This window comes from Anaerococcus sp. Marseille-Q7828 (assembly GCF_949769285.1).
Classification (GTDB): domain Bacteria; phylum Bacillota; class Clostridia; order Tissierellales; family Peptoniphilaceae; genus Anaerococcus.
Genome location: NZ_OX458331.1, coordinates 1,247,865 through 1,264,434, shown reverse-complemented (window position 1 = coordinate 1,264,434; position 16,570 = coordinate 1,247,865). Strand labels below are relative to the sequence as shown.

Genomic DNA, 16,570 nt, shown 5'->3' with positions numbered 1-16,570 from the left:
TTAAATCCTCTAATTGAACAAGTTATGATACTAGAACTGTAAACATTACATAGGAAGTAATAAGAGTGTTGGTAATTTAACACTATAAATAACTTGTTTTTTTCTTTCCTCTATTATTCCATGCTATTCTCCTGTAAATATCCCCACATATAGAGCAGTAGACAATACTTGAAAGGGCGTATTTACTGGAATAGATTCTTCTTTTCCCTTTGCCACTTACCATATTAGCTCGTCTATCCATTTCTTCTTAGACTTGCATGAAGATTTCTTTTGGTATGATCGCTTCGTGGCTATTTTCTATATAATATTGAGGTTCTTGATCCTCAATTTATTCTTTAATTATAATTAAGATATTTATCTAAATAGAAAAATGGCTTTTAGGATTTCTTCTAAAACCCCAAAACCATTAATTTCAACACTTTTATAGCCTATTATCTTATTTTCCTTGACATCAATACCACCGTCTCCACATGCCCTGAAGTTCCAAAGTTCCGTAACTTTTTATGATTAATTATACTGAAAGCAATTTGATATAATTCTTGTTTATTCATTTTCTTCTCCAATATTATTTAGCTTAATAATACATTATTCTTTTTTCAAAACACTAAGTTATTCAGTTCACCATCAAGAACTTTTATAGTTTCATTTCTTTCCTTATCCTCTTGATTGTCATATAAAAGTTGTTCAATAAACTCCCATATATCTTCTAGTTTACGTCTAATATGATAGAATAACAAAGCATCCGTATTGATTAAAAAATCTTTGTGTAATTTCAGGTATATGTTCATAAATACATCATAATATGGCTTATCAACAAAAAACATGAGATCAGCTTTTACTGGAGCCAATTTCAAGCCTTCCCAGTCAATTAGAACTAACTGCTCATCCCGTTGCATCAAGTTCCAATTATGAATATCTGTATGGCATAGGGCCATTTTAGGATTACTTCGTCTTAGAATCTCCGACAGTCCTTCAACTCTGTCAATAGATTGTTCAAGGGGTTTTATGTGTGCCCCAAGCAAGCATTTTAAGTCCATGGGAAGACTGGCGCATTCTTTACGCAATACTTGTTTTAGCTGTTTCAGAAATGGCAAGCTAAAATCTTCCCTAATTAGTTGCACATATACCTACTATATCAATAAATTTTGAGTTATCATTGACTATATTAGTTGCTATTATCAGAATAGTCGTCGATAACTATATTTTCGTGCAAATATGCAAATAAGTAAAATGATAGTTATGTTATATCATAATAATTGAAAATAATAGAATGCATTTTTCAATGTAATAAGATTAAGCGTTCTCTTAAAGTTAGAGAACGCTTAATTATTTTTAATTTATTGAAATAATTTGTAACTATTGAAAACAGACAAAAATTGTTCATTGGATAATTTATCAAGATCAGTAACATTCGCATGCTTCAGCACCTGTCTTAATTGATTTTTAGTAAAAAGAACATGATATTCCCTGTTTACCCATTTATAAACGAAAAATCTATACTTTTTGTAGTCCTTCTTTAAAATAAATGGTTTATGCCTTTCAAGTACAATCAATACAGAATCTACATTAGGCTTAGGGTGAAAATATGCTCGTGGCACTTTTTTAAGAATTTTTATATCCATTTCCACCATTAACAGCAAACCTAAAGCTCGTTGGGTATTTTGCAACCTTTTAGCAAATCCCCTCTCTACAATAAGGTAGCTATATTTCGCTTGACTATCAAAAGCAATCTTTTTTACAATATCAGTACTAATATTGTAGGGAATATTACCAAATATTTTATAGTCTGTATTTTTAGGAAAGCTAAACTTCAAAATATCCTCATGAATAACTTTTATATTCTGAAAAGGTTCAACTGCTTTTTTCGTGGCATGACATAAACCTTCATCAATCTCTATAGCATTCACCCGTTGACTCATTTCCACAAGTTCCTTGGTAAAATGTCCTTTTCCTGACCCAATTTCTATTATTTTATCTTGTTTATTGATATTCGTATATTTTAATATTTCCTTTACATGCTTTTTAGATGTAATGAAATTTTGCGTATTTTTCGGGTTTTTCTGTTTCATTATAACCTTCTCCTTGCCGGTTATAATGAACTAATCTTAAGAGCTCATTATAACCAATTATTTTTGGTTTGGTTGATAATGAAATCTCTCAATAACAAATATAGAAAACATACCCATACCTTTACCTCCTTTAATTTTTTTCATTATAAATGAGATAAAGTAATATCTACTACTGCAATACATGTACACATATTTAACTCCTCCTTATGCAACTGATTATATCACTTTTAATTTCTCTATTCAATAAAGTTCTGTGCTAATCTACCTCACCCTATGGATTTTTAATCCCGAAACATCAAATGTCATCTGTCAAATGCCCTATTTAAAAGGGTCAAAAAACGGTATTTTTTAGCCTGTTTTTGACCCAATTTTCGTACTCAAACCACTACATGTTGTGGTTGACTCCTATTATTCCTTGTCCAAACCACAATACGTCATCAGAATTGCTGCTTCAACGTGGGACGAGTTGATAGAATTGATGTATTTATGATTTTTAGCGAAACTGTTGTATATGGGAACATATCGACTAATTTGTACGTTCGTGGGAACATAACGACTAGCTTTCTAATGGTCGCCAAAAGAATCGAAATATAATTCTAGTTTAGAATACTTCTATCCTTATCAAATATATGAAACTGTAATAATAAAATTTAATTGCTTTCATCGACTAATGTTAAAACCTACAACACAAGAATTTAAATCATTAGATTACACTATTTACTATTCAATCAATTTAAGCTCCTTCATTCATATCCCTTCTACTATACCCCAAGAAACCTATTACTATTAAAGCAATGCTAATTATAGTAACTGTAAGAAAAACTGATGCTTCAAAATCATCCATTGGCATTTGAGGCATCCAACTTTGTATAGCAGTATTTAAAAACCATTCCGGGAGGTCTATTAAGCCGCTAAAATAATTTAATAAAAAAGAGAATGTAAGATAAATATACACTATTTTACCTAGTTTCGGTGCCCATCCAAGAGCTAACGCTGCCAGACCTATAAAGAATAAAACAGTAGGGAAAAGGTTAAAGCCAGCAGCAAAAAAGTCAACAATATCCATCTCTCCGCTATTCCCCATCGCAGAGATAGCAGTACCTCCAAGACTACCTGCTGCTAATAAAACTCCTAATAATCCGCTTAATATCGATAACCCTATACTAGTCCAATATAATTGACTGCGGGTTACTTTTGTTGCATAAATCTGACTTAAGTGTAATCGTCTTTCTTCAGAAAAGAGTTTATTTACAATCGCAATTGGTAGAATGGAAACTAAACCAATCAAAACCATCATAACTGTGCCTGTGAATGATTCTTCAATAGAAAATCCTGTATGAGAAAACATTTGTTTCATCATTTCATTACTTTCTAGGAATGTCTGCATATCTCCATAAATCGAACCATAGGCAGCACCCATAACAACATATGCGATTAACCAACTAATAATGACACCTTTATTAATATTTATAAATAATCCTCGGACGGACAGCAAAGACTGCTTTGCACTTTCACGCCCTTCTCTTTGCGGTAAATATCCAGCCCCCATATCGCGGCCACCTTCAAGTGAAAAAGCTATGAACACCACTATTATACTGAAAATTAAAGCAAAAATAAGTGGAAACCAATTATTATCTGTAAAAGGAAAAGTTAAATATGTCCAGCCCAAAGGATTCATCATAGATAAGTCAACATTGGAGACATCTGTTCCAGCACGAACAATGTATAGTAAGCCTACAATTCCTAATGATGATCCTGTTGCAGCCGATGACGTGGGCATAATTTGTGCCATTATTAGAGCAATCCCAGCACCAATAATCCCTGCCATTCCAATTGATGCCCCGTATAACACGGAACCAAAAATAGAAATCGTATCGGCACCGAAACTTATCATTACTACTGCAATAAAAAGTGCTAGTATACCATTGATAAAGACTATCTCTGCTATTGCTGCAAGAGAATTTGCCTGACGACCTATTTGAAAGGAACGCAGTAGCTCAGTAAGGCCAAGATCTTCTTCTTTACGAGTATGACCTATCACGTGTAAAATAGACATTATCATCGCAAACAAACCACAAAACAACAACATTTCATGTGCATACATTGCTCCTAAGGTATAATCAGCTCCTGTTTCAACTGGGGTCGGCCCTACCATAGATATCATTGCAGGGTTTTGCAAAGTTTCGAACATGCCGACTAAACCTTGCCCTTTTGCTATTTCTTTGAAAGCTGGAACAAATCCAGCCGAAAACATGCCAAGTCCCAATACCCATATAATAATTTTTTTCCAATCTCGTTTTAAATACTGTAAAAACAATATGTTCCAACGAGCAAATTTTTCTTTCATAATAATTTTTCCACCTTCCCACGGTTTAGCTTTCATAATGACGCATAAACAAATCTTCAAGTGTTGGCGGTATAGATTCAAACCTTGTGACACCTAATTTGCTAGCTTCAATTAAAATACTATTGAGATATTGATTATCGACAGAGAATGTTGCTTGGCTATCATTTTGAACAAAATCATGTACTCCATCTACAAAAGCCATTTTTGATACATCTCCACTTGTCACTAAAGTGACAGTAGACCTAGTTAAATGTCGTAATTCATCAAGGGTTCCAGTTTCAACAATTTCACCTTGGCGTATAATTACAACCTTATCTGCTAATCGTTCTACCTCACTTAAAATATGGGAGGACAATAAAATAGCTTTACCAGATGCTTTAATTTTTTCAACTTCTTCTTGGAAAACTTGTTCCATTAGAGGATCAAGACCAGATGTTGGTTCATCAAAAATATATAAATCAGAATCAACAGATAATGCTGCAATCAATCCAACTTTTTGACGATTTCCTTTTGAATATCCTTTGGCTTTTTTCTTAGGGTCTAATTCAAAACGTTTAATTAAATAATCGCGCTTTTCTTTATCTCCACTACCATGTAATTTAATGAAGAGATCGATAATTTCTCCTCCCGTTAAAGATCCCCAAAGGGCAACATCTCCAGGGACATAAGAAATTCGCTTATGAATTTCAAGGCTATCCTTCCAAACATCCTTACCGAATATCTCGGCAATACCAGCATCACGTTTTATAATTCCTAATAGGGCACGAATAGTTGTAGATTTCCCAGCACCATTAGGACCAATAAACCCTACCACTTCCCCCGATTTTATCGTGAACGAAACGTCACGCAATGCTTGAAATTTACCAAACTTTTTTTGTAATCCTTGTACTTTTACTATATCGGTCATAATATAGACACACTCCTTTAAAATTTTTTTAGATAAAAATCTAAAGCTATTATATTTTCATTTCAATACACCTTTAATTTAGTTTTATTTATAAAAGCTGTATTTCAGTAATTCGGCATAAACGTTCCACTCTTCTAGATATTTCTCTCCAAATCTACCAATATCATCAAAGGTAAACAATTCCTTTAGTCCTTTCTCTCCTACACCAAACATCGTCCAATTCAAAATCTCAATTGCTTTTTCAATATCAACTCCTTCCCTGAATTTAGAGTAATCAATGTCTTTATATAATTTATTTATGGCTTGATTATAGATTGGATTGAGCCTTTGTTTAATGATATCCTTTACTTCTACAGACTCCTCTTGTTTAGTTGATGCCAAGAATTCAAATGCCTGTGGGTACTTTTGTTGAACATAGAACTTTTGTAAAGCAACTCTTTCGATTCTTTTAAATAAATCAGTTTCAGACAAATCAATTTCTTCATTTAGATTCACGATTGCTTTACTACTATACTCAATCAAGTACAAGTAAAGATCCTTTTTACTGTTAAAATAGTTAAACAGCGAGCCTTTTGAAATATTAGCTCTTTTTACAATTTCGTTAGTAGATGCTTTTTCAAAACCATTTCGAACAAATTCTTTTATAGCTGCGTTAATAATTTGCTTTTGTTTTTCTGGTTTTAAGTTATTAAATTTTGAATAAATGATCAAAACCACCTTTCTTTATAAACCGATGACCCAACTGGTCATTTAGAGTATATCAAAATTGACCGATCCAGTCAATATGAAATGAAGCAATTAAAAATAACATATACTTAAAAATAATATTCATTTACATCCATCTACATAATATGATAAAAATAAAAATTCACCTTTGTTAGATAGGTATTTTTTAAGCTTTAGCATTGCTCTTTACGTAAATTCACCTCAAAGCCTGATTATGTTTCATTTGATAAGATAGGATGTGAGATTCCTTAAACTCTTATCATCTAGAATTGATAAGGAATCAATAATTTTAACAATGAATTTGAACTTTGAAAGATGGGAGTAGGTTTTTAAAGATTCTATGCTTACTGGGGCTATCGTTGATAGACTTGCTCATAGGGCCCATATTATGGATATGTCTAGGGAGAAAAGTTATCGGATGGAAGATACAGTAGAGTGGTCAAAAAATATATGAAATATATTTAAAACGCCTTTCCCCTATTACGTCATTATACAACCTATATACATATAAAAAAATAAAGGCAGTCCGAAGACTGCCGATATTTATCTCTCTGCACCTTTGCTATGGTCTTTCTTAGTTGACTTAGCTTTGTCATCTGTCTTAAAGCTTTTTATTTGCTTTAATATGGACTTTTTATCCTTGTCTTGACTCTTTACTTGTTCTTTTGCTTTTAAGAGCTTAGAAGACAAAATACGAACATTCTTATGTTCCTTTCCGTTGTTGTCAATACTTGTTTTTACTTGTCCAAATATTTTAACAAAATCTCCTTGTTTTAAGTTCTCTAAATCTTTTGTCTTATCTCCATAGGCTGAACAATTGGTATAAATTTTATTCCCATCGTCATCTTTTGAAACAATTGAAAAGTTGCTTACCTTGAACTTTTCTCCATTAGCATTTTCTCTTTCAAGATTTTCTACTTGACCTGATATATTACCCACGAGATTTATGAGGTCGTCTTTTTCTTCAAGTTCGTTGGAATTTTCAACAATCTTACCTTGTTCTTTCATATCATCAATCATATAGTCAAAGTCATCATTTAATAGACCTGTTGTGTCTTTGATCATAAATAAAACATAGACTTCTTCAAGTGCCTTTTCATCATTAACACCTTTTTCTATGCTCACAAGTGCTTTTATAAAATCCTTGTAATTATCATTCATCATTTCTTCTAAGTTTTCTCTAATATCTTTGTATTCCATAATTTCCTCCTTGTACTAAATAAGGAGAGCTATTCGCCCTCTTCTATCTTTCTTGTTCCTTTTTACTTTTTTCTTGATTTTTATCTTTTTCTTCTTCTGATTTGAATTTTGATATTTGTCCCAATATTGATGGTTTCTCTTCCCTTGCCTGAAGATTATCCTCTACATCATAAGTTGATTCAAAGTAATCACTATCTTTAAAATCATTGTCATACCTATCTGGTATTCCATCATTATCAAGATCTTTTGCTAGTGGGTCATAGAAGTTTCCATCATCATCTATTTCTAGTCCTAGAGCTTGTTTTAAATCTTCTTCATCTACTGATACCAGATCATCAAAACTTGACATCTTTATGGCTTCAGTCATGTCTTTAATAGCTTGTGAATCAGATATACCGTCTTCTACAAAAGATTCTGTTCTAATAGCTACATTATCTACATACTGAGTCCATGTTTTTTCTTCCAAATTTACCTCATATTGAATAGAGTGCTTACCATCAGGTGTTTCTGTATAGGCAAGTCCTATATGACTTAAATCAGGATATAGTTTGTCAAAATCGTCATAGCTATTAGATTCTGAAAACTCGTAGTTAGAATAATCAACTATCGCCCTCTTTAAATCTTCTAATAGTGGTGATTGGTTTTCTAATTCTTCTACTTCTCCCATATCTAAAAGTTTATTAATTTCAGCTAGTCTTAGTGTCTTATCCCTTAACTCATCTGCTTTTTCAAATGGTTTAGTTAATTCTACTTTGGCATTTTCTAAAGATTCTTTATAGTTTTCAAGGTTTTGATTTAACCTATCAAGTCTTGAAGGCATTTTTTCAATTACGTTATCAAGTCTTGTTATATTGCCATCAGTAGAGTTTGAAAACTCTCCGAAGTATTCTGCTTTTCCTAGGAGTTTAAAGGTATGAGCATTAGTCATAAAGTTATATGAAACTTGTAAGTCTAAATTTCTATATTTACCAATGATCTTACTATCATTTATCTTTACCTTTTTTATTTCTTCTAATAGCTTCTCTCCAGCCTCTTTCTTATCTAAAATCTTATTTGCACCAAGACTGATTGAAGTGAATTTGCTATCTCCCTCTCCTAATTTCTCTACATTTGCAATATCTTCATTAACTGCTTGTATTTCTATTTCAGTTTTTAAAATACTTTGAGGATAATATTTATTTACCTTATCTTCAAGCTTATATTTATTAGACTTGTAGTTTGCTTCAAGCATTTTTAGTTTTGTAACTTCGTTATCTAAATCCATCTTTTCTTTAATTAGAGGATTACCTGTAGCTAAAGCTTTAATTTCTGAATAAGATAGACTTGCTTCATCAACATCTTCTGCAACACGCACAAGTGTCTTGCTTGTCATAATTTGAGAAATGAATTTTTGCTTATTCTCTATTGTCTGCCACAAATAAGCATCAAAGGTATTTTCTGTTACATATCTAAAGATATTTACCTTATCATTTTCATTACCTTGACGAACAATTCTACCACTTCTTTGCTCTAGGTCTGGTGAGTAGTCCGAAGTGGTCAATTTAATTTACCTATAAACTTGTAGTGAATTTCAACCTTTTGGCTAATTTGACCGTCTATTTCTTCCTTGTCATAGACATATATCTTATCTATTATTTGATTTAAAATATATCTGTTTAGCGATTTTATCTTAGCGTACTTGCTAATATTATTCATGAATTTCTTGTAGTTATCTTCAGTTTCAAAAGATACTTCTATATCGCCCTCTAAGACCTTGATTTCCTCGATTAACTTGTCTTGTTTTTTAGATATGCTCACATTCATTAGATTGAAGTTTCTTTCGGTTATATTTCCCTCTAACCTATCTTCATATAACTGTTCATAGCTTCTGTCTAATTCTGCTAATTGGTTCTTTTTAAGCTCCAGCTTATTAGATAGTTCTTTTCCCTCGTCAATTTTTTCTACTTCAATCTTTTCTATTATCTTTTCTACAAAGTCTTCTTTAGCAGATAGTGCCATACTTCCATGATATTGTATATCTTCAAGAACAATATTATATATATCCCTAGCTTCAATTCTGTGTGATGAACAAGCATTTACTCCATATTTTTTATATGTGGAGCAAGAAAAGTGAACAAAGTCTATGAGTTCTTTCTTTTTAAGCCTATAATCAGTTTTTGGTGTCAATGCATAACCACATTTAGGACATCTTACAAGTCCTTGAAAAATGTTGTCATAATAGAGTCCCTTTTTATTGTTACACTTCCTCTTATCAATCATTGTTTGAACTTGTTCCCATATTTCCTCACTGACTATTCCCTCGTGGGTATCTTTAGCATAAATATAGTCACTTTTAGGAATATACATTCTTTTTGAGTTCTTAAATGATAAGGTAGGTCTTTTATTTCTTGCCATATTTCCACAATAAACTGGATCTCGCAAGACATTTAACACCATTCTATGTGACCATTGATATTTATTTTCTTCTGTTAGTCCATAAAGCTTTTCAGCATTTTCAACAAAAGCACTTGGTCTTGGAATTTTTCTCTTCATCAACTCCTGGCTAATAAGTTGAGTACCCTTACCCTCTAAACACAGTTTATAAATGAGTTCTATTATAGGTTTAGTTTTCTCATCTATGATTAATCTGCGTTTATTATTAGGGTCTTTTAGATAACCAAATGGAGCTTTAGAGCCTATATATGTTCCCTCTCTCATTCTGCTTTGAATTGCACTTTTAACTTTTTTGGAAGTATCCTTTGCATACATCTCATTTAAAATGTTTTTAAATGGCATAATATCATTTTGATTGCTATTTAATGTGTCTATACCATCTGTTATTGCAATATATCTTATGTTCTTTTGTGGAAAGTACATTTCGATATATGCTCCACTTTGAAGATAGTTTCTTCCTAACCTTGATAAGTCTTTTGTTATAACACAATTTATTTTTCCGTTTTCAATATCAGTAATCATCTTCTTAAATGATGGTCTTTCAAAGTTTGTCCCCGAATAACCATCATCTACATAATAATCATAAATAGCGATACCGTTACTTTCTGCATATTGCTTTAACATTACTTTTTGTGACCATATACTCATACTCTCAACTGAGTTTCCATCGTCTTTTGATAGTCTACAATAAAGTCCTGCTACATATTTTTTAGTCCTGCTCAATTTCAATCTCCTTTCTCTAAACAGGACTATCTCAATAATTAAATTATACTAAAATACTCCCGCTTAGTCAATCAATACTTACGCTTGCGTTTGTTTGTTTTCTCTGTCTTTTTCTAAGTTTCTTTCGACTACATGCTCGATAATATCTTCAAATACTTCTTCAATCGGCTTTTTCCCTACATATACTCGCTTTATTTCATAGTTGATTTTTCCACTTCGTTTTTTCTTTTTTAATTCCATAAAATTCCTCCATTTTGTTGCAATAAAAAAAGGCGATTAGATTTTTAATTTTCTAATCGCCTTTTAGGTGTCATATTTACATTTTTATTATCTCTGGCATACTTTTATACCTTTTTATACTTAAAGTCTTTAATAATGCCTTCCCACCTCTTTTTATCTATAAAGATTCTCCTACGTCATAGTTCATTTTTTTATTTAAACCTTTCTGTCTTAGTTTATCTTTATCTTCTTCATACCATTTTAAAATTGTCACATAGTGGTTTTGATAGGTCTTACCACTGCTTTCCATGTATCTTGATAGTTTATTTATCATTATTTCTGTGTGTGAGTTTAATTTTTCTTTAAGGTTTTTATATTCTTCTTTGCTTAACCTTACATTTTTGAATTCTCCATAAAAGATGGGGGTGGACTTTTTATCTATCTCTCCCTCTCTATCTTTATCTATCTCTATATCTTTCTCTATCTCTATCTCTTGTCGGACATGGGTTGGACTCATTAAGGACAATGTCCTCTGTTTATTTTGTCTGTATCTTCTTTTTTTCTCTGCCCAGGCTGTTTCTGATCCGATTAAGTTTGGTATTTCAGTTAGGTAGTATTCATCATTTTCTGTTACAACTTCTAATAAGCCTTGATTGATTAAATAATTAACTGTGACCATTACATCATCGTCTGTTTCATCTATCGTTAGTGCTAACTCTTTTATAAAATCACTTTCTACTCCGTCATAATAGAGTTTGCCCTCATCTTTTAGGCTTAGTAGTAGAAGTTTAAGGTAGATTATCGTGTAGGTATCTCCTCCCGATATTCTCCTTAGTCTTTTTATCCTTTTGTCTGTGAAAAATTCTTCTTTTAATTTTATCCAATAATATCTTTTGTTTGTTACCATTCTAATCCTCCTTGCAATAAAAAAAGAAGTAGATTTTTTCTCTACTTCTCCTTATGATTTATTTTTCATTATTCGCAAATTCTTTTATAATTTTCTAGCTAACAATACTATATGCTCTTTCTCGTCAAGATGGCATTCGCATTTAAATCCTATCTTATTCAATGTTTCTGTAAGATATTCGGGTGAATAAACTTCAAAATCTAGCATATCCGCCCATTTTTTTATGTTTTTATGCTCTCTATATGCTCCTTCATTGCATATTAGAAACTGACCGTCCTTTACTAGAACACGATGGATTTCCCTAAAAGATACTTCTATATTCTTCCAAAAATAAATTGTTTCAAAGGCAGTTACTATATTTATGGATTCATCTTCAAAAGGTAGTTTAGCCACGTCTGCTTCAATAATTTTACACCTGCCATCTTTTATAGCTTCGCTATTTACTGAACTTGCAATATCTACACTTGTTTTAGAATAGTCCATTCCATATACTTTTCTAGCCTTTGTTAAGAAGTATTGAACATTACGTCCACCGCCACATCCTAGATCTAAAACTACATCTGATGGTTTAATATTCAGAAAGGATCTGCCCCATTTCGCCAATTTTTCGTGACCAATATTCATTCCTTTCACCATGAAGCGACCGCCGAAATTATTTTTCGGATTTTTTACATTTTCAAAAAATTTTTTTTAACATTTCTATCTCCTATTAATAACTATTATCAGTGTAATTTTATCATAAATTTTATATTTATTCAATTTTATATCCTATCCGCCTTGATATTTCCCAGATTTTCGATAATCGAAATTCTTGATTTCCGATTTTCGGAATTCTGGACTTCTGCTTTTTAGAAGTCTTGTTATTATTGTTATTTAAGGGTGTAACTTTTCGTTACTCCCTTAGATTTCTCTGGTCATATCTTTTTTGCTTGGTTTTACTTTTTCTTTTACTTTCCTTTTGACTTTTTCTTTTGTCTTATCCTTGTTCTTGGATAGGTCTTTGTATTTCTTTATTTGTTTTAGGATACTTTCTTTTTCTTTTTTATTTTCTTTGGCTATGACTTGCTTAAAGGCATATTCCATTACTTTTATGTCTTTGGCTTGGAAGAATATTTCATAGTTTTGGTTTTCTTTGTTTTTCATTACTGAGAAACTTACTCCAAGTTTGTTTAGTTCTTTTTTTAAGTCTTTGAGGTCGCTTTGATCTACGCTTATATTTTCTAGTTGTCCTTTTTTATATAAGTCTTTTATTTTCATTTTATCTCCCATAAGACTTTTTAAGTTTCCATTTGCTTTTTCTAAGGTATCATTCATCTTTTTTCTTATTTCTTTTTCAAGATTGATTGATTCTTTTGCTGTTTTTATTGTGTATGATATTATGGTTTGTGCTGCTTGACCTGCTTCTTTGCTTATTTCTTCGTTTATCATGTTTTATCTCCTTTGTTTGAATTAAAAAAAGGGAAGTATAGGCTTTAATTTTTCTATACTTCCCTTTGCTTGTTTTTATTTGGTTGTTGGTAGTGGTGGAATGCCTTATTTTGATGTTTATATAGCTTTCTTAGGTATTTGTACCTTTTATACTTTAAAATAGCTTACAATGCCTTTCCACCTTTAGTAGTTTATGTGTGTTCTTTTGTCTGATAGATAGTTTTTCATGTTGGAATATATAATCTGTATTTCTTCATTGCTCATCGCTTTTATTTCTTCTGTGCTTTTATAGGTTTTGTATGTTCCATCTTGATCTGCTTTTATGAGTTCATCTATTAGCTCTTGCCTTTTATTCATCTCTATTACCTCCTAGATCTGCCTTTATTTTCTTGGTCATATTATAGCTTGGATAGGATATTTTTACCAGGTCTTATCTTTCTTGATCCATTTTCTTGTTTTTCATCATTTCTCTGTATTCATTATCTTTAATAACTTGGTCTTGGAATTTTTTAATCTGTGCTATTACACTTGGTTTTTCACCTTGTTTTATTAACTTATCTATTTCTATGGATAAGTCTATGCCAAGTTCTTTATTTACAAAATCTACTGAATATTTTATATGATTAATTTCCTGGTATTCATCTTTTATCTTGTCTTTTTCTTTATTTATTTCTTCAAGATTTGCCATTAAAAGATTTTTTTCTTCATTCCATTTTTTAGGACTTAGTTTTTCCTTATCTGATAGGAGTTTTTTTAATTTCTCGCTTACTACCTTATATTGGTCTATGTCTTTCTTATGTTTACTATAGAATGTGTCTTTTGTGAATATGTTTTTCTTTTGATATTCTTCATAAACTTCTTTTTTGGCTTTGTAGATTTCATAGTATAGAATTTTCTTTTCTACATCTTCCATTTCTTTATGGATTGTCTTTGCTTTTTTATTTAGCCTATAACTATTAGACTTTAAACTTTCTATTTTTGTTTGTAACTGACCTATGGTTTCTATGTCATTTTTTCTTAAATAACTATATGCACTTGTTAGCTTTTTGAAGTCATACTTTTCTTTATAAGTTTTGGCATATCCTTTTAGGTATTTACTTTTTTCTTTTTGAATTTCTGAATAAGTTAATAGATAATTTGTTAGATTGAAAAGTTTAGGGTTGTCTATTACCTTATCTCTTTCTATATCCTTAAATTTTTCATAAGCATTAGTTAGGTTATCTAATAAATTCCCTATCCAACCCTTTAATGTTTTTATCTCTTCTTTTATTGTTTTTACAAGTTCATTATATTTTCTTATTTCTCTATTATAGTTTCCCTTGTCAGTTTCTATTCCTTTTCTTTCCATTGCACTTGCTGCTGATCCTAAATGGATTGTCGGTAGATAATCTGAATTTTGTCTTTTAAAACTCCTATGGTCTACTCTTTTTTCTATCTTGTTTTTTGCTAGGTATTCATTGCAAAGGTCTGAAAAATTTTCTCTCCATTTTTCTACATTGCCTTTATCGTTCCAGCTTGTTAGTTCTACTTTTCTTGTCTTAGGTTTTCCATTTTTGTTTAAAATCTTTTCTCCTTTTTCATCTAGGATATATTCTTTTTTACTTTTTTGCCCCCATGTTCCATCTTCATTTATTGGTCTTACTATGGTCATTATATGAGCATGAATGTTTTGATTTCCTTCTCTACTTTCATCATGAATTGCTAGGTCTACTATCATTCCCTCTTTTACAAAATTGTTTTGAACATATTCTTCTATCATCTTTTTATTTTCTTCTATGCTTAACTCTTTTGGTAAAGATATGATAAAGTTTCTTGCAAGTTGGGCATTAGAGTTTTTCTCAAATAGTTCTACCGAGTTCCACAAGGTTTTTCGGTCTTTATATTCTTCTGGTGCGTGATCTGGTAAATATATTTCTTTGCTAATTACTCCTTGTTTTTTTGTATAGTCATGGGTTACTCCGTCCCATTCATTTTTTATTTTTTCTCCACTTATATATGCTGCACTTGCTACTGCACTTTTTCCTTTTCCTCTTGATATTATGTTTACTGAAAAATGAAAACTGTCTGCCATTTTTATCACTTCCTTTCTTTTTTGTTGTTTTATGTGGAGGCTTAATAGATTTTCTATATCCTCTTTGTGAATGAGCGTTTTGAAATGATAGAATAGAAAAAGCCGACTACTGAATTAATTTTTGTTGTTTCAGTATGTCGGCTTAATTGTTACTTTCATTTCAAATTTTAAAAGTCAAGGGCGAGCGTTAGCGAGTTTATTTACCCTTGACTTTTAAAAAGCGAATGGTTGTTGCTCCCTGCAAGGGTTTGGCTCCGCAGGACGCAAGCACCCTTTAGGGTGTATAATTGCGCCCTTAGAAAATCTAAGGGAGATTTGATTATTTACAAACCCCTTTATTTTTTCTTAATTTGCTCTCATTATTCTTAGTGTTTCTTTAAATTCTTTTGTCTTTGTTGCTTCTTCTAGTAGGATTTTTATTTCTTCATCTGTTAGTTCTTCTGAATTTTCTATAAGGCTTTCTAAGATTGCTCCTCTTGTTATTAGCCTATGTGTTCTTTCTTTTCTTCTTTTTACTATGTCTTGTTTTAATATCTTCTTTTCTTGATTTTTTAGTTGCCTTAATCTTTCTTCTGTATTATCAATTTTATCTTTTATTTCTTTTGACTCTTGTCTTATTTGTTCTAATTTTTTCATACTTATATCCTTTCTTGTATTAAAAAAGAGATAACATTTCTGCTATCCCTTTCAAAGTTTCATTATTAAATTTATATAATACTCTTTTCGATAATATCTAATATTTCCTTTTGTATATGTTCTATCTTTCTTCCATTCCTTTTTGTTGCATGATGTGATTTTGTATCTCTGAATTAATTTTCTTCTGTTCATTTTTACGATATTAGGATTTAATAATAAATATTTGCTAGTAAATTTTATTCAATATTATGGACTTGACTTTTTTATTATTATTGCATATAATGATAAAGATAATTAAAATCATTTTAAAGGAGGAAGAAAATGACAAAATTAAACACATATCTTGCAAATCTTGCAGTACTAAACATTAAAATCCATAATCTACATTGGAATATCGTAGGCTCTCAATTTGTATCTGTACATGAGTATCTTGAATCTGAATATGATAAGGCTGGTGAAAGACTTGATGAAGTTGCTGAGCTTATCAGAATGTCTGGAGAATTTCCAGTTGCTAATCTAAAAGAATATTTAGAAATTTCTACAATCAAAGAGATTGAAACTTCTAAAGAAGTATCTATTAAAGAAGCATTAGAAATAGTCCTATCTGACATAAAACTTCAAAAAGAACTCGCACTAGAGATTAGAAAGGAAGCAGATGAAGCTGATAATTTCCCTGTAGCTAATGCTATGGAAGATCATATAGAGGACTACAACAAACAAATTTGGTTTGTGGAATCAAGCCTTAAATAGGCAAAATTAACTTTTGTAGAACTTTGAATTACTGTCATCCTATAATTAGGGTCTGTAAATAATTTTGTGTATCAACCTAAATCCTGATAAAAGGGCAATGGTTGATACATTTTTTTGTGTCAGTATTTAGCCATTCCTATAGGAATGGTTCTTG

15 protein-coding genes and 2 pseudogenes are annotated in these 16,570 nt (G+C 31.1%); 1 reads left to right on the top strand and 16 read right to left on the bottom strand.

Annotated features, from left to right (window positions below; genetic code table 11):
• Positions 1-97 precede the first annotated feature (97 nt).
• From QNH69_RS05935 to QNH69_RS05860, 16 genes and pseudogenes are all read right to left on the bottom strand, one after another.
• Positions 98-313, bottom strand: a pseudogene (locus QNH69_RS05935) (recombinase family protein); the annotation flags it as partial.
• Positions 314-596: 283 nt separating this feature from the next.
• Positions 597-1,121, bottom strand: coding sequence for a phosphotransferase (locus QNH69_RS05930; RefSeq protein WP_001176020.1), 525 nt, complete (start codon positions 1,119-1,121; stop codon positions 597-599).
• 216 nt (positions 1,122-1,337) lie between these two features.
• The gene (erm(A), locus tag QNH69_RS05925; protein WP_000810833.1) at positions 1,338-2,069 is read right to left on the bottom strand and encodes a 23S rRNA (adenine(2058)-N(6))-methyltransferase Erm(A); all 732 of its coding nucleotides are present in this window, start codon (positions 2,067-2,069) and stop codon (positions 1,338-1,340) included.
• A 733-nt stretch (positions 2,070-2,802) separates the two neighbouring features.
• Complete coding sequence (locus QNH69_RS05920; RefSeq protein ID WP_000644977.1) at positions 2,803-4,452, bottom strand: hypothetical protein; 1,650 nt, start codon at positions 4,450-4,452, stop codon at positions 2,803-2,805.
• Positions 4,442-5,323: an ABC transporter ATP-binding protein gene (locus QNH69_RS05915; protein WP_000129978.1), complete on the bottom strand. Its 882-nt coding sequence runs from the start codon at positions 5,321-5,323 to the stop codon at positions 4,442-4,444. The genes QNH69_RS05920 and QNH69_RS05915 overlap by 11 nt, the downstream gene beginning before the upstream one ends.
• A gap of 84 nt (positions 5,324-5,407) precedes the next feature.
• Entirely contained in the window at positions 5,408-6,040 is a 633-nt protein-coding gene (locus QNH69_RS05910) for a TetR/AcrR family transcriptional regulator (protein WP_011528983.1), read from the bottom strand.
• A 552-nt stretch (positions 6,041-6,592) separates the two neighbouring features.
• The gene (locus tag QNH69_RS05905) at positions 6,593-7,249 is read right to left on the bottom strand and encodes a DNA-binding protein (RefSeq protein ID WP_282929622.1); all 657 of its coding nucleotides are present in this window, start codon (positions 7,247-7,249) and stop codon (positions 6,593-6,595) included.
• A 43-nt stretch (positions 7,250-7,292) separates the two neighbouring features.
• A pseudogene (locus QNH69_RS05900) lies at positions 7,293-8,765 on the bottom strand (DNA helicase); the annotation flags it as partial.
• 20 nt (positions 8,766-8,785) lie between these two features.
• Positions 8,786-10,405 (bottom strand): recombinase family protein, encoded by a 1,620-nt coding sequence (locus QNH69_RS05895; protein WP_282929621.1) that lies wholly within the window; start codon positions 10,403-10,405, stop codon positions 8,786-8,788.
• Positions 10,406-10,483: 78 nt separating this feature from the next.
• Complete coding sequence (locus QNH69_RS05890) at positions 10,484-10,645, bottom strand: hypothetical protein (protein ID WP_019213949.1); 162 nt, start codon at positions 10,643-10,645, stop codon at positions 10,484-10,486.
• Between the two features lie 157 nt (positions 10,646-10,802).
• Positions 10,803-11,531 carry a phage replisome organizer N-terminal domain-containing protein gene (locus QNH69_RS05885; protein WP_282929620.1) on the bottom strand — a complete coding sequence of 243 codons (729 nt, stop codon included), beginning with the start codon at positions 11,529-11,531 and terminating at the stop codon, positions 10,803-10,805.
• Between the two features lie 84 nt (positions 11,532-11,615).
• Positions 11,616-12,167 (bottom strand): class I SAM-dependent methyltransferase, encoded by a 552-nt coding sequence (locus tag QNH69_RS05880; RefSeq protein WP_282929619.1) that lies wholly within the window; start codon positions 12,165-12,167, stop codon positions 11,616-11,618.
• A gap of 264 nt (positions 12,168-12,431) precedes the next feature.
• A complete protein-coding gene (locus QNH69_RS05875; RefSeq protein ID WP_282929618.1) occupies positions 12,432-12,959 on the bottom strand; it encodes a PcfB family protein in 528 nt (175 codons plus the stop codon).
• Between the two features lie 183 nt (positions 12,960-13,142).
• Entirely contained in the window at positions 13,143-13,316 is a 174-nt protein-coding gene (locus QNH69_RS05870; protein WP_062551877.1) for a hypothetical protein, read from the bottom strand.
• A 73-nt stretch (positions 13,317-13,389) separates the two neighbouring features.
• Positions 13,390-15,030 carry a MobQ family relaxase gene (gene mobQ / locus QNH69_RS05865; protein ID WP_282929617.1) on the bottom strand — a complete coding sequence of 547 codons (1,641 nt, stop codon included), beginning with the start codon at positions 15,028-15,030 and terminating at the stop codon, positions 13,390-13,392.
• Between the two features lie 345 nt (positions 15,031-15,375).
• The gene (locus tag QNH69_RS05860) at positions 15,376-15,666 is read right to left on the bottom strand and encodes a DUF3847 domain-containing protein (protein ID WP_282929616.1); all 291 of its coding nucleotides are present in this window, start codon (positions 15,664-15,666) and stop codon (positions 15,376-15,378) included.
• Between the two features lie 321 nt (positions 15,667-15,987).
• On the opposite strand from QNH69_RS05860, the gene QNH69_RS05855 reads away from it, so the two are divergent.
• Entirely contained in the window at positions 15,988-16,416 is a 429-nt protein-coding gene (locus QNH69_RS05855) for a DNA starvation/stationary phase protection protein (RefSeq protein WP_019116040.1), read from the top strand.
• The last annotated feature ends 154 nt before the right edge of the window (positions 16,417-16,570 follow it).